The sequence below is a fragment of the Neptunomonas antarctica genome (assembly GCF_001305295.1).
Taxonomy (GTDB): Bacteria; Pseudomonadota; Gammaproteobacteria; order Pseudomonadales; family Balneatricaceae; genus Neptunomonas; species Neptunomonas antarctica.
Genome location: NZ_LJSI01000035.1, coordinates 106,461 through 119,924 on the forward strand (window position 1 = coordinate 106,461; position 13,464 = coordinate 119,924).

The following is a 13,464-nucleotide window of genomic DNA, read 5'->3' on the forward strand; positions in this document are numbered from 1 at the left end:
GAAAAGAAAATGGATTTTTACGATTATTTAAAGATTCTGGCCGCCAAAGATGGCTCGGATCTGTACCTCTCCACGGGTGCGCCCCCCTGTGGGAAATTTCAGGGTGTTCTGAAACCGTTGAGCAAAACGCCTTACCAATATGGTGAAATCGAAAAGATTGCAATGGAGGTGATGGATGAAGAGCAGCGCACCACCTTCAAACAAGATCTTGAGATGAATTTAGCCATATCAATAGCAAAATCAGGGCGCTTCCGTTTGAATATTTTCAAACAGCGTAATGATGTGGCGATTGTAGCGCGGAATATCAAAATGGATATTCCGCGCATGGAAGATCTGGGACTACCCGATATCCTGAAAGATGTGATTATGGAAAAACGTGGATTGGTGTTATTTGTCGGTGGCACCGGTTCCGGCAAATCGACCTCACTGGCGGCATTAATTGATCACCGCAACAGCAATAGTGGCGGTCATATCATTACCATTGAAGACCCCATAGAATTTGTTCACCATCACAAAAAATCAATTGTGAATCAACGTGAAGTGGGTGTCGATACCCGTAGTTTCCATAGTGCGCTGGTCAACACTCTCCGCCAGGCCCCAGATGTTATCCTGATCGGTGAAGTCAGGGATAAAGAAACCATGGAGCACTGCCTGGCCTTTGCTGAGACAGGGCATCTGGCAATCTCGACATTGCATGCTAACAACGCTAACCAGGCTTTGGATCGTATCATTAACTTTTTCCCTGAAGAAAGACGTCATCAATTGCTGACCGATCTCTCGTTGAATGTTCGCGCTATCGTATCGCAACGCCTGGTACGTACCCTTGATGGCAAACGTGCGGCTGCTATTGAAATTTTACTGGCCACCTCCACCACCAAAGAACTGATTATGAAAGGCGACATTGATGGTATCAAAGAAATCATGACCAAATCAGAGTCATTAGGGATGCAATCCTTTGATTCTGCGCTGTATAAGCTGGCTATGGCAGGAACGATCAGTGAAGAAGAGGCTATCAAAAATGCGGATTCTGCTAATAATTTGCGCTTAAAGTTTAAATTACGAGATGATGGAAAAAGCAATGACGGCGGCTTGAACTTCAGTCTGGAAGAAGAAAAAGAAAAAGAGAAAGCACCAGAAGATGAGGAGGATGAGCACAAAGGACAAACAGTTTTCTAACAGATGCTGTAAACTTCAAGGAACATTATTGCTGCTAAATTGGCCTTTGGCCTCAGGACACCGAACCACGCTATGAATGAGATCATCGACGAACTTCGCGAAATGAACCAAGATCGTTTCAGTTCTGTTCGCCTCCCTGATGAGGACGAACTGGTAGAATTGGAAGAAGAAATTCTGATCTCCATTCCCGCCGATCTTAAAGAATTTTTACTGGACGCCAGTGATGTGGTGGTTGGCACATTATCACCCGTTACAGCCACCGAACCACATGCTCATACACATTTACCAGAATTAACCGCAACAGCATGGTCTTTGGGCATGCCGCGAGAGCTTATACCTATTTGCGAAGCCAATGACGGCTATTATTTTATAGAACAAGATGGCGCTATCGGATTCTGGTCAGCTGAAGACGATATATCAGAAGATCAATGGGATTCCCTCTGGGATTGGATCACGAACGTGTGGATGGTCAGTTAAAAGCTGAAAGCTGATATTTCAGAAGGCATTAATAGGGATTCCCTCTGGGATTGGATCACGAACGTGTGGATGGTCAGTTAAAAGCTGAAAGCTGATATTTCAGAAGGCATTAATAGGGATTCCCTCTGGGATTGGATCACGAACGTGTGGATGGTCAGCTAGAGGCTGTATTTAACTCAACAGGCAGCAAGCGTTAAATAAAAGAGTCAGAACTGGCTCTTTTTTTCATACATTAACGCATCAGCTTGTTTCATCAGGGTTTCAACCGAATCCTTCTTTTTATAGTCAAATTCAACCACACCTTCACAGAATAATAGATCATAACCACGATGAGCCGCTTTATTAAACTTATCTACCGCTAACCGAAATCTGTCGATAGACTCATTTGCCTGTTTTAAGCTCGTATTGGTTAATAACACCGCAAACTCATCTCCTCCGATTCTGGCAAAAATATCGGAATCCCGAAATGTATCACCCATTATTTTAGCAAAAGAGAGTAATGCCGAATCCCCTTCTGCATGTCCCCATTTGTCATTGATTAATTTGAAGTCATTCATATCAAGAAAGATCAGTGATGCAGATATTTTTGTCCGGGAACACATTTTCAGAGTTTGCTGAGACAACATAATAAAACCACGACGGTTAGATATTTTTGTCAGTTCATCCAGAGTAGCCAATTGCACAGCAGCGAGCTCTCTTTCTGCCAACGCAGCAAGATCCCTTAACGCTTCCATATCTTCCTTGTTAAAGATTCTCGATTTTGTATCGATAATGCACAAGGTGCCTAATGTACTTCCATCCAAATGCCTCAATGGGCAACCCGCATAAAAACGAATATAAGGCGCCTGCAACACCAAAGGGTTGTCCGCAAAACGTTCATCCTCAGCAGCATCTTCGACGATAAAGACCTCATCACTGAGTATGGCGTGCCCACAAAAAGAAATTTCCCGTGATGTCTCTCTAACATCAAGCCCCACAGATGACTTAAACCACTGCCGCTGCTCATCGATAAGACTGACAAGTGCAATAGGCACATCAAACATGTGTTTAGCCAGGCGTGTTAACCGATCGAAGCGCTCTTCAGCCGGAGTATCAAGAATATCCAGTGAACGTAGCGTCTTGAGTCGAGCCTCTTCATTTTCAGTAGTATCAGGTTTTTTCATTCTGCTTATATTACCGTCAATTCAACATTGTTTTATCTATCTAATTCATCGATTATTAACTATCAACAAAACTCACTTATAAATACCAGACTGTAATGATTATAGTTCAGATAATCGCTTTGGAATGAAAAATTAAAAAATACTGAGTCTTCTTTAATAGACTTCAATTCCGTGCTTGTGTAGCAAACGCGGCATTATGCTATCCAGACTCAGAACATCAGACTCGTCTAATTTGCTGAAATTAAAATTGTATTTCTCATACATGTTGAGCTTTTCCTGCATTCTTTCCTCATTTTCAGCCGTATTTCCAGAACCCCAATATTCAATATAGGCATTGCCAACAGGGAGGTAAAAGGTACTGTAATGATCCTCATCTATCGGTAATGCCCGCTCGTAAGCGTGGGCGATTCCAGCCATATAAAGCCAATTATCAATCAGCATTTCTGCTTTTGAACGCACATAATGTCCATCTGCCGTACGAAAATTAGCAGGGTGTTTTTGTCTGAAAATTAATGTATTTTGATCAGCAACATCATTCAGCCCGAGCGCCTGCCCCAAGTCTCCTTTGAACGCTTTAACCGAACGCTCAAAGGCACGGTTATGCATAAAACCAGCAGGCCATAACACATAAGGAATACCCGTTTTATAATTCTCTTTTTGCACACCACCTAACGCTTCCCCCTGTGGTGTGAGCGTCCAGCCTTTACGATGACGACTCATCCATCCCAATTCAGACAAGAGCATATTCACCTGACGCGCGGTTAGTGCCACGAGCTCAGCAATATTGCTCGCACTCAAAAGTGTGCTCTGGTTATAGGCGACCACCACTGAATCGACACCCTCTATTTTCATCTGTGCAGGCCACACAATATACATGCCGAATTTGTCACTATGCTTTACTTCCCCACCCTGTTCCCGGCCACTCTGTGTTAGCTCCCACATATTGTCTAAACGTACAATCCATCCAGAATTTTCCAGTTGCATAAACAACTCTTTACTGGACATACTGCGCAGTTTAGAGAGCGCTGTAGTTGAAATTTTATCGAGGTTATCCATTCGGTCGCTCCTGAAAAACTGATGAAGATTACCGTCTTCATCATCAACTGCTAGTATGTCACTGTACATATGAGCACAAAGCTATAGATTCTCAACTTACAGCGTCTGAGCCATACAATAACTATAAAACGCAAACGATAAAGTTTAGCAAGGAATGCAAAATTGATAAATTCGCCAGGACAGCATATCTGTCTGGATGATCTACTCAGCAGGCAAACCAGTGATCAGCACCCCTTTGAGCTGCTATCCAGCCTCTGTGAGGGTGCTATCGCCGTCGATGCGGATTGCCGTATTATTTGGATGAGCCCCAAATATCGTCAACTCATCAATATACCTGAAGATAAAGAGCTGATAGGCACACCGATTGAGGAGCTTCTGCCTACTACGCAATTGCCAAGGGTATTAAAAAGCGGCAAACCAACCTTTGTCGATTTAATGCAGATTAATAGGCGTTGGTGCGTGGTCACACGTATGCCTTTAAAAGATCATGATGGCACAGTGATGGGGGCTATTGGCTTTATTTTTTATACAGAACTGGAAAGCCTGGGGCCGTTATTTGATAAATTCGCCAGGCTTAAGCGCCAACTGGAACAACAAAAACTAATTCGTCCCTCACGTTATGCACTGGATGATCTGATCGGTCAGTCTAGCGTTGTTCAACAACTGAAAAGACAAGCACGCCGCGCCGCATTATTGGACACAACGGTATTATTACTCGGTGAAACGGGTACTGGAAAAGAGCTGCTGGCGCAGGGTATTCATCATGCATCGCCACGTAATGGCGGCCCTTTTGTGGGTATTAACATGGCAGCCTTACCCGAATCCCTGGTGGAAGCTGAGCTATTCGGCGCCGCGCCTGGTGCCTATACCGGCATCGAAAAAGGTGGCCGCAAAGGTAAAGTCCAGTTAGCAAATGGTGGCACCTTGTTTCTTGATGAAATTGCCGAAATGCCCTTAGCGATGCAAGCCAAGTTATTGAGAGTACTACAAGAGCGTGAAGTCGAGGCTCTAGGCTCAAACAGCCTGGAACAAGTTGATGTACGCGTTATTGCGGCCACCTCAAAAAACCTGAAACAGCTCGTGGATGAGGGCGAATTCCGAGCCGACCTTTATTACCGCCTGAATGTTCTACCTATTCGCTTAGCACCACTACGAGACAGGAAAGAAGATATTCCTCTGCTCTGCCAACACATGCTGGAGAGCATCCAGAAGCAGGCCCAAATTCCGGCATTAGAACTCACCGATTCAGCACGACAGTGGTTATATCAATACAGTTGGCCCGGCAATGTTCGTGAACTTCACAACCGCCTGGAAAGAGGTTGTGTTATGGCAGAAGGCAGCGCCATTGAACCAGAAGACTTAGGCGCATTTGACGACCTGCCAACATCCGAGACCTGTATTACGTCTTTTTCTCCTCAACTTCGAGCACCTTCTTTATCGTTGTCGGAGATCCGCTTACGCACAGATAAAATAGCACTTGAGCAGGCTCTGGAAAAAACAGGGGGTAATAAAAGCAAAACAGCCAAGCTATTAGGCATTTCCCGCGCTACCTTATATGAGCGACTAAAAAAGTGTCAGGCAAATAAATAACATGTTTGTTATTTATACATAAGTGTATTAATTCCAAGACATTTAAAATTTACAATATAACATAAACCTTTGATTTAAATAATATTTAAGATGTTGGCTCGACTTTTGCTTAATAGACTACTATAAAAATAATGATAAGGAAGGTACTCGCATGCCAAGTCGTCTTATATCAGCTGAAGAAGCCGCGCTATTGATCAACGATTGCACCACCATTGCCACCGCCGGGTTTATTGGCATTGGCTTTGCTGAGACGCTCGCCAAAGCAATAGAAAAGCGTTTCCTTGAAACCGGCCACCCTGCTCAACTGAGCCTGGTATATGCTGCAGGCCAAGGCGACGCTCACACTAAGGGCCTGAACCGTTTTGGGCACGAAGGCATGCTGAAACGCGTAGTAGGTGGCCATTGGGGACTCGCTCCCCGTTTGGGAAAGCTCGCATTAGAAAACAAAATTGAGGCGTACAATCTTCCTCAAGGTGTTATTTGTCACTTGTTCCGGGATATTGCAGCGGGCAAGCCGGGCACCATTACTCATGTTGGCCTGCATACTTTCGTGGATCCTATTCAGGACGGCGGTAAAATAAATAGTCACACTCAGGAAGATTTAGTAGAGCGACTGACACTGGCAGGTAAGCCTTATCTCTTTTACAAAGCATTTCCTATTAACGTAGCACTGCTACGCGGTACAACTGCAGATAAGCACGGCAATATTTCGATGGAGAAAGAAGCGCTTCCCTTAGATTCATTAGCTATAGCACAAGCCGTTAAAAATAGCGGCGGCATAGTCCTTGTTCAGGTAGAGCGAATCACTGAGCAACACCAGCTCACACCAGATCGCGTCAGGATCCCTGGTATTCTTGTCGATCATATAGTGTTATCAGAGCCTGCTGACCATCCACAAACTTTTGCAGAACATTACAACCCCGCCTATTGTGGCGAAATCCGTACACTCCCCTCCCTGCAAGCAATCCCTCTGAGTGTCCGAAAGATCATTGGCCGTCGTGCGTTAATGGAGCTACGTAAGAACTCTATCGTTAATTTGGGCATTGGCATGCCAGAAATCATCTCGCAGGTTGCCGCTGAAGAAAACCGACTTAGCGAATTCACTTTAACCGTGGAAGCTGGTGGTATTGGTGGCGAACCCGCCAGCGGTCTGAGTTTTGGGGCTATCGCTAACGCGGATGCCATTATTGATCAACCTGCCCAGTTTGATTTTTATGATGGGGGCGGGCTGGATCAGGCTTTTCTTGGCTTAGCTGAAACCTGCCCCGAAGGACATATCAATGTCAGCCGCTTTGGTAACCGTCTGGCTGGCTGTGGTGGCTTTATCAATATCACTCAAAACACGCAGGATCTTTACTTTTTAGGAACATTTACGTCTGGTGTACAGCAGCTGGAGATCCATAACAACCAACTCTCCATTATCAAAAACGGCCCAATCAAAAAGTTCTTAGGCGCAGTCGAGCAGATCACGTTTAACGGTCAGTACGCATTAGAAAAACAACAAAACGTCATGTTTATTACCGAAAGAGCCGTCTTTAAGCTCACCGCAGAAGGACTGAAATTACTGGAAATAGCGCCAGGAATTGATCTGCAAAAAGATATTCTTGATCAGATGGAGTTTATGCCCGTTATTGATGACGATTACACTCTGATGGATCCGCGGCTGTTTAATGAAGGACCTATGAACTTACAGCATGCAGGCAGTATGCCCATGCGCCATATGCGTTCTATCTGGAAACGCGTGCTGGACAACACCTCAAAGGATGATGAATTCGCAGCCTGATGCCATTAGCTATGTTTAAATGATCTATGTTTAAACTGCTACGTATAAATGGTCTAGGTACAAATGGCCTGTGTTTAAAATCATGTTATCTTAGGATAGACAGCGACTTTAAGTATGATCAAGCAGGGACTCAGCGATGCGCACATTAACACTGATCAGACATGCTAAATCCAGCTGGAAATTTCCTGAATGTGATGATTTCAAGCGGCCTTTGAACAAACGTGGAAAGCGTGATCTACCCGTGATGGTCGAACGTTTGCGCAATGCCGGACTAGAACCAGACCGGTGTCTTTCCAGTGGAGCAATTCGCGCGTTATTAACCGCTAAAGCCACCAGTAAACATCTAAAGAACCGTCCTCCCATTAAGGTAATTCCAGAACTCTATGAGTCTTATATGGAAACTTTATTGGATGTGTTACAACGCCACTCAGACAAAGACCGCCATATCATGATGTTTGGTCACAATCCCGGTTTGCAGCAACTTGGCGAGTATCTGACAGGAAAAAAGATTGAAAATTTACCAACCTGTGGTGTGATGCATATACACCTGAGCATCAAGTGTTGGTCCGAACTCTCCGAGTTTTGCGGCACACTGAACTGGCTGGATTACCCTAAGCTACATATTAAATAAACCATGTATTAAATAAGCTACATACAACGGCTATCTGCAAGGTAACGCCTAAACCGATTAACTATGTGCTAATCGGCTAGGAAAAATTGGCATTTCAATCGAAAGAATAGCCACCATTACTCTGGAAATCGATTTGAATACTGCTTTGAATATCCCTATTGTGTATTCACCACGTAGCTCTTTAGCAATGGCGACGTAATAGGCCGTATCAATATTGCCGTACATATCAAGTTTAGTATCTGTTGAATCGTGCATATTATTCACCTTTCGGATTATATCTGAAGTTAATATGCTTACTTTAATGCTGAAAAAGACATTCAACAAACGATCATTTTTATCGTTAGTGATGAAAAAAACTAATCATTAATATAATCAGTCCAATAAACCAGCCCGACAAACAAGCCGGACCCTACTCACTGCCCACTAACGCCCCATTCTTTAGCCTGTTTTCGACAATTCATCGTTGCTAGCGCTGCTGTCGCAACACACGTATCATCTACTTTCTATTCCTATTCCTGGAGCCGACGTGTCACTTTACCTCGATACATTAGCGTTCACGGCTAATATTGTTGCACCCATTTTTTTCATCGTATTTATCGGTGTTTTACTTAAGCGTATCCGCCTGATTGATGATGCTTTTGTGAGTACAGGCTCCCGGCTGGTGTTTGTTATTACGCTGCCAATACTGGTGTTCATGAGTATTGCCAAAACCGATTTCCAAGCAGTTTTTAATCCAACACAACTTAGCTATGTTGCAGCGGGCACGCTCATTACGTTTGCAGGCATCTGGGTACTGGCAAAACGCTGGATTCATACACCTGAAGATCTCGGCGTATTTATTCAAGGAGCTTTTCGCAGCAATTTTGGCATTATTGGCTTAGCCGTTAGCTTTAACCTGTTTGGCCAAGCGGGCTTAGCACAGGCGGCGCTATTACTCGCGCTGGTGATTCCACTTTATAATGTGCTGTCTATTTTGGCGCTCACGCTTCCTATGAAAAATAGTAATGCGTTGTCCCCATCCGGCATCATGCTCGCGATCATCAAAAACCCGTTGATTATTGCTGTATTCCTGGCGCTCCCCTTTTCCTATTTTGGCTTCTTTTTGCCTGAAGTCATCGAAAAAACCGGGCGCTATTTTGCTAATCTCACATTACCCTTAGCACTCTTAACCATCGGCGCCACGCTCAATCTAAAGAGCCTGAAACACTCCTCCATTCAAGCATTTTGGGCAACAGCCACTAAGTTACTGATTCTTCCAGTACTACTTACTTACGGCGCCTGGCTGCTAGGCTTTAAAGGCCAGGATCTGGCATTGATGTTTGTTCTGTTTGGCTGCCCAACAGCAGCGGCCAGTTTTGTCATGGCAAAAGCCATGAAGGGGAACGCTCAACTGGCGGCCAATATAATATTAACGACCACTCTTGGCTCTATTTTTACGCTAAGCACTGGAATTTACCTGTTGAAAATGCTGGAGATTATTTAAAGATGTCTGCTTTGATACTTGATTACTTCAAAAAACAAAAGAAAAACAAGCTGATTAAGGTGATTGAGTCGGGCGACCTGACATCCCTCTCTAAACGCTTAAAAGCGCTTGATCCTGCAGTATTGGAGGCATCCGACAATATTCACCTGTCAGCCATAGAAGTGGCTATCAGGGCAGGTCAGGCGAAAGCAATGGAGCTTATTATTAGCGCCGGAGCTGATATAAAAAAACTCGCCTCAAGTCACGAACCATATCTATTGCTGGCCCTGCAACAAAAACAAAGCCTGGCATTAATTAGCGTACTGTTACAATCTGGCACGAACTCTGAACAGATCATTAATGAAACGGATACGCATGTCGTCACCGCCTGTTTCCGACATTGTTCCCCGGCAGAGCTAATATTGCATCTTGGTCGTTTCCTACAATATGGTATGGATCTGAACCAACCCGATTCTCATGGTTTGACCGCACTTGATCATGCTCTGAAAACAGAGAATAAAGAACTGCTGAATTTTCTGATTACCTCAGGTGCTCAGCCACCTGAGGTATGGCCGGAATCGCTACCCGATAACCTGCGCTCACATCTGCAACGCTGTGTTGATGATATCCGGATTCGGCAGATGTTTTTAGAGCAGTAGATTTTTTATCAAGCGCCTGGCAGCCTATCTGACCTAACGCTGCTCTATATACGTGCTGAAAAATGCCATTCGGAATCACCCATCACATTACGTACCGCCGACTTAATAGATTCTTCAATCGCCTCATCCTGCAATTCATAAAGCCCACACAAGCCTAACGCTTTACGCAAATCCACCTGCAAGCCTAGGTATTCCATCACCACGCGAGCACAACTCGGCGTTCGCACACCGCTGGCGGGTACGCCGATTCTCAAGCCATTCAAACGGCTGATACGGTTTTTATAATTGGGAATAAGAATAGTTTCAGTCACCTCATTGGTTGCCAGCGCTTCATAATCCATCATAAAGATGCGATCCGTCAAAAACAGCGCCGTTCCCAGATACTTGCTATGAAATACAGCTTCCCCTGCATTTTCTTTCAAACGCTCGGTACGTTGATAATAATATCCTTGATCGCGTTTTTCGATACAGATCAAGTTTCTCAGAATCATGCCCGGGCACGCCATCGACATATAATATTCAAAATAATAACCCAGATATTTTCCCATCTGAGACGAACCTGCATTGTTTAGCATCTGTAAATGACGATCTTCTATTCGCGGCTGTCCCGACGTAGTCACCACTCTTGGCCGCACCTGTATCAAACGCTCAAACTGAGCCGCAGGTAACAATAATTCATATTCCTCCACACCAAAAAAATCGCAGAGTTTCCGCATCGTTTTGGGCGATGGTTTATACCGCCCGCTGAGGTAACGGTTGAACTGCGTTCGGTTAAGAGCCAAACGACGGCACACGTCCGCAATCGAATCATAATAACTACAAAGTAATTTCAGGTTGCTGGATAGATCCTGATACATACATAAACCCATTGATATCGACGCTTGAGTATAGTGATGCTATATGGCGCACTGCAAGCAGCAAATAGCATCATAAACTGCATCGCTGCCTAATCGTTAGAGACTACTTAAGTGTGATTCAATGTCACACATAAATATAACTAAGGGCGCAGACCTAATGACAAACAGAATTGAGCACGATCTATTAGGCGATGAGACGCTTCCCGACAATGCCTGGTATGGTATTCAAACACTGCGTGCATTACGCAACTTCAATATAACCGGCGTGCCGATCCATCATTTTTACGATCTGATCAATACGCTGGCGATGGTCAAAGAGGCATCCGCCGAGGCCAATCATGAACTGGGGATTCTCAGCAGCAAAAAAACTAACGCGATACGCCAGGCCTGCATGCGCATCCGTGAGGGCGAATTACATAATCAATTTGTTGTCGATCTGATTCAGGGCGGCGCGGGCACGTCGACTAACATGAATGCCAACGAGGTTATCGCTAACCTGTCACTCTCCATCATGGGCCATGAAAAAGGCGAATATCAGTATTTACATCCTAATAATGACGTCAACAAATCACAATCGACCAATGATGCTTATCCAACAGCCGCACGCTTAGCCATTGTGTTAAGCACCCAAACACTGATTTACGCGCTGTCTTCAATCAAAAAAAGCTTAGAAAAAAAATCTGAAGAATTCTCAGGCATTCTGAAGATGGGACGCACACAACTGCAAGACGCTGTACCCATGACACTGGGACAGGAATTTAAAGCATTTGCCGTCACGCTGGGGGAAGACATCCAGCGCATAGAGGAAACCAGCAAACTCTTATGTGAAGTAAACCTGGGCGGCACAGCGATTGGCACCGGTATTAATACACATAAAGACTATGCAAAATCAGCTATCAGCCACCTCGCGCGTATATCATCATTACCTGTGGTTGCCGCAGAGCACCTAATAGAAGCCACGTCTGATATGGGCGCTTTTGTTAGCATGTCCAGTATCCAGAAACGCCTGGCTATTAAACTATCAAAAATATGTAATGACTTACGTCTTCTTTCCAGCGGACCACGCGCAGGATTCAATGAGATCAACTTGCCTGCGATGCAAGCCGGTTCATCAATAATGCCGGGGAAAGTGAACCCTGTGATTCCTGAAGCCGTTAACCAAACAGCTTTTCAAGTGATCGGTCATGATCTGACTGTTACAATGGCAGCAGAAGCAGGACAACTTCAACTCAACGCGATGGAGCCGGTCATCATTTATAATATTCTAAACTCCATGAAAATGCTGAGTTCTGCCATTTATATGCTGGATCATCGCTGTATACGAGGCATTACCGCTAACAAAGAACATTGTCACCATCAGGTAAAAGACAGCATCGGCATGATTACGGCGCTGGTACCTTATATCGGCTACGATAACGCTTCTCGCATAGCCCGTAATGCGTTGCTCAGTCGCTCAACCGTCGGCGAGCTGATTCTTAAAGAGAGTCTACTGGATGCCGCAACGCTGGATCGCCTGATGTCCCCGCAAGCAATGCTCAATCCAATGGAAACGCCGTATGAGGCTGCGATATGAATAAGCCCCGCGTTTTAATTATTTACACCGGTGGCACGATTGGTATGTGGCCATCACCCGATGGCTATGCACCTCAGGGAGGCTTTAGCGGATTACTGGAACAAAGACTCAACCAGGTCTCTATTTCCGCACTGCAACCTTTTGATATTATCGAGCTGGATAAGCTGATCGACAGTTCCAATATTGTGCCTGACGATTGGACAACTTTGGCCAAACTGATTATCCAGAATTATGACGAATATGACGGTTTTGTGGTATTACATGGTACAGACACCATGGCTTACACCGCCTCAGCTCTGTCTTTCATACTGGCAGGGCTAACCAAGCCGGTCATACTCACAGGCTCGCAGATCCCGCTGGCACAACCTCGTACGGATGCTACCAACAACCTGCTGAATGCAATTGAATTTGCCCGCGAGCCCAGCAATCAGGAAGTATGCATCTGCTTCGACAGCCAACTACTGCGGGGCAATCGTGCCAAAAAAGTGCATACATCCGCTCTGCGTGCCTTTGCATCCCCCAATTTTTCTTCACTGGGCCACTCCGGAATTCAGGTTGAACTCTACGCTACATCCGTACAGAGCTTAGATAAGAGCGATACTGACCATCATTTCAATATATCCGACTTTCAACAACCGACGCTTAGCCATCAGGTTGCTCAGCTGCACTTATACCCTGGTATCAGTGATGCTCAGCTGGATGCAGTGTTAGATAATGAAGCGACTCGGGGTGTTGTAATGCTAAGCTTTGGCGCAGGCAACCCTCCCGATAGCAACCAACATTTAATGACGTTATTGGATAAGGCAAACCAACGCGGCGTTGTTATCGTCAATCTGACGTTATGCCATTCGGGGCAGGTAATACAGGGCTCTTATGCAACGGGTGCTAAGCTGAATAAATTGGGGGTTATTCCTGGGTCAGACATGACGGTTGAAGCGGCTTTTACTAAACTGATTTTCTTATTAGCAACACAAACAGATATATCCCGCGTGAAAGCGTTGATGGCAACATCGCTGTGCGGAGAACTGACAAGCTAA

At 45.0% G+C, this 13,464-nt stretch carries 13 protein-coding genes; 9 read left to right on the forward strand and 4 right to left on the reverse strand.

Going from position 1 to position 13,464, the window contains the following annotated elements; all coding sequences use genetic code 11:
* The first annotated feature begins 9 nt into the window (after positions 1-9).
* Together Nant_RS08290 and Nant_RS08295 are read left to right on the forward strand one after the other, a co-directional pair.
* The gene (locus Nant_RS08290; RefSeq protein ID WP_179078943.1) at positions 10-1,176 is read left to right on the forward strand and encodes a PilT/PilU family type 4a pilus ATPase; all 1,167 of its coding nucleotides are present in this window, start codon (positions 10-12) and stop codon (positions 1,174-1,176) included.
* Between the two features lie 72 nt (positions 1,177-1,248).
* Complete coding sequence (locus Nant_RS08295; RefSeq protein ID WP_054341174.1) at positions 1,249-1,653, forward strand: SMI1/KNR4 family protein; 405 nt, start codon at positions 1,249-1,251, stop codon at positions 1,651-1,653.
* A 206-nt stretch (positions 1,654-1,859) separates the two neighbouring features.
* Here Nant_RS08295 and Nant_RS08300 read toward each other — a convergent pair whose 3' ends face one another.
* Positions 1,860-2,816 (reverse strand): sensor domain-containing diguanylate cyclase, encoded by a 957-nt coding sequence (locus Nant_RS08300; protein WP_054341175.1) that lies wholly within the window; start codon positions 2,814-2,816, stop codon positions 1,860-1,862.
* A gap of 153 nt (positions 2,817-2,969) precedes the next feature.
* Positions 2,970-3,872 carry a hypothetical protein gene (locus tag Nant_RS08305; protein WP_054341176.1) on the reverse strand — a complete coding sequence of 301 codons (903 nt, stop codon included), beginning with the start codon at positions 3,870-3,872 and terminating at the stop codon, positions 2,970-2,972.
* Between the two features lie 162 nt (positions 3,873-4,034).
* Between Nant_RS08305 and Nant_RS08310 the strand changes: the two genes are divergently transcribed.
* The 3 genes from Nant_RS08310 to Nant_RS08320 all read left to right on the forward strand — a co-directional run bounded on the left by Nant_RS08310 (position 4,035) and on the right by Nant_RS08320 (position 7,876).
* Complete coding sequence (locus tag Nant_RS08310; protein WP_238377097.1) at positions 4,035-5,462, forward strand: sigma-54 interaction domain-containing protein; 1,428 nt, start codon at positions 4,035-4,037, stop codon at positions 5,460-5,462.
* 151 nt (positions 5,463-5,613) lie between these two features.
* Positions 5,614-7,245, forward strand: coding sequence for an acyl CoA:acetate/3-ketoacid CoA transferase (locus Nant_RS08315; RefSeq protein WP_054341177.1), 1,632 nt, complete (start codon positions 5,614-5,616; stop codon positions 7,243-7,245).
* Positions 7,246-7,381: 136 nt separating this feature from the next.
* Positions 7,382-7,876: a SixA phosphatase family protein gene (locus tag Nant_RS08320; protein ID WP_054341178.1), complete on the forward strand. Its 495-nt coding sequence runs from the start codon at positions 7,382-7,384 to the stop codon at positions 7,874-7,876.
* 57 nt (positions 7,877-7,933) lie between these two features.
* On the opposite strand, the gene Nant_RS08325 is transcribed toward Nant_RS08320, so the two are convergent.
* Entirely contained in the window at positions 7,934-8,131 is a 198-nt protein-coding gene (locus tag Nant_RS08325) for a hypothetical protein (RefSeq protein WP_054341179.1), read from the reverse strand.
* A gap of 271 nt (positions 8,132-8,402) precedes the next feature.
* Here Nant_RS08325 and Nant_RS08330 point away from each other — a divergent pair, with 271 nt between their 5' ends.
* Together Nant_RS08330 and Nant_RS08335 are read left to right on the forward strand one after the other, a co-directional pair.
* Positions 8,403-9,359, forward strand: a complete 957-nt coding sequence (locus tag Nant_RS08330) for an AEC family transporter (RefSeq protein ID WP_054341180.1) — start codon at positions 8,403-8,405, stop codon at positions 9,357-9,359.
* A gap of 2 nt (positions 9,360-9,361) precedes the next feature.
* A complete protein-coding gene (locus tag Nant_RS08335; RefSeq protein WP_054341181.1) occupies positions 9,362-9,997 on the forward strand; it encodes a hypothetical protein in 636 nt (211 codons plus the stop codon).
* A gap of 44 nt (positions 9,998-10,041) precedes the next feature.
* Here the strand turns inward: Nant_RS08335 and Nant_RS08340 are convergent, their stop codons facing one another.
* On the reverse strand, positions 10,042-10,854 hold the full coding sequence (locus tag Nant_RS08340; RefSeq protein ID WP_054341182.1) for a helix-turn-helix domain-containing protein: 813 nt from the start codon (positions 10,852-10,854) through the stop codon (positions 10,042-10,044).
* A 157-nt stretch (positions 10,855-11,011) separates the two neighbouring features.
* On the opposite strand from Nant_RS08340, the gene Nant_RS08345 reads away from it, so the two are divergent.
* Positions 11,012-12,427, forward strand: a complete 1,416-nt coding sequence (locus Nant_RS08345; RefSeq protein ID WP_054341183.1) for an aspartate ammonia-lyase — start codon at positions 11,012-11,014, stop codon at positions 12,425-12,427.
* Entirely contained in the window at positions 12,424-13,464 is a 1,041-nt protein-coding gene (locus Nant_RS08350; protein WP_054341184.1) for a type I asparaginase, read from the forward strand. The genes Nant_RS08345 and Nant_RS08350 overlap by 4 nt, the downstream gene beginning before the upstream one ends.

Bases quoted from the DNA above. Each gene is read 5' to 3' on its own strand.
- Nant_RS08350 (WP_054341184.1), top strand. From the start codon at position 12,424: ATGAATAAGCCCCGCGTTTTAATTATTTACACCGGTGGCACGATTGGT.
- Nant_RS08290 (WP_179078943.1), top strand. From the start codon at position 10: ATGGATTTTTACGATTATTTAAAGATTCTGGCCGCCAAAGATGGCTCG.
- Nant_RS08335 (WP_054341181.1), top strand. From the start codon at position 9,362: ATGTCTGCTTTGATACTTGATTACTTCAAAAAACAAAAGAAAAACAAG.
- Nant_RS08345 (WP_054341183.1), top strand. From the start codon at position 11,012: ATGACAAACAGAATTGAGCACGATCTATTAGGCGATGAGACGCTTCCC.
- Nant_RS08315 (WP_054341177.1), top strand. From the start codon at position 5,614: ATGCCAAGTCGTCTTATATCAGCTGAAGAAGCCGCGCTATTGATCAAC.
- Nant_RS08300 (WP_054341175.1), bottom strand. From the start codon at position 2,816: ATGAAAAAACCTGATACTACTGAAAATGAAGAGGCTCGACTCAAGACG.
- Nant_RS08340 (WP_054341182.1), bottom strand. From the start codon at position 10,854: ATGTATCAGGATCTATCCAGCAACCTGAAATTACTTTGTAGTTATTAT.
- Nant_RS08320 (WP_054341178.1), top strand. From the start codon at position 7,382: ATGCGCACATTAACACTGATCAGACATGCTAAATCCAGCTGGAAATTT.
- Nant_RS08295 (WP_054341174.1), top strand. From the start codon at position 1,249: ATGAATGAGATCATCGACGAACTTCGCGAAATGAACCAAGATCGTTTC.
- Nant_RS08305 (WP_054341176.1), bottom strand. From the start codon at position 3,872: ATGGATAACCTCGATAAAATTTCAACTACAGCGCTCTCTAAACTGCGC.
- Nant_RS08325 (WP_054341179.1), bottom strand. From the start codon at position 8,131: ATGCACGATTCAACAGATACTAAACTTGATATGTACGGCAATATTGAT.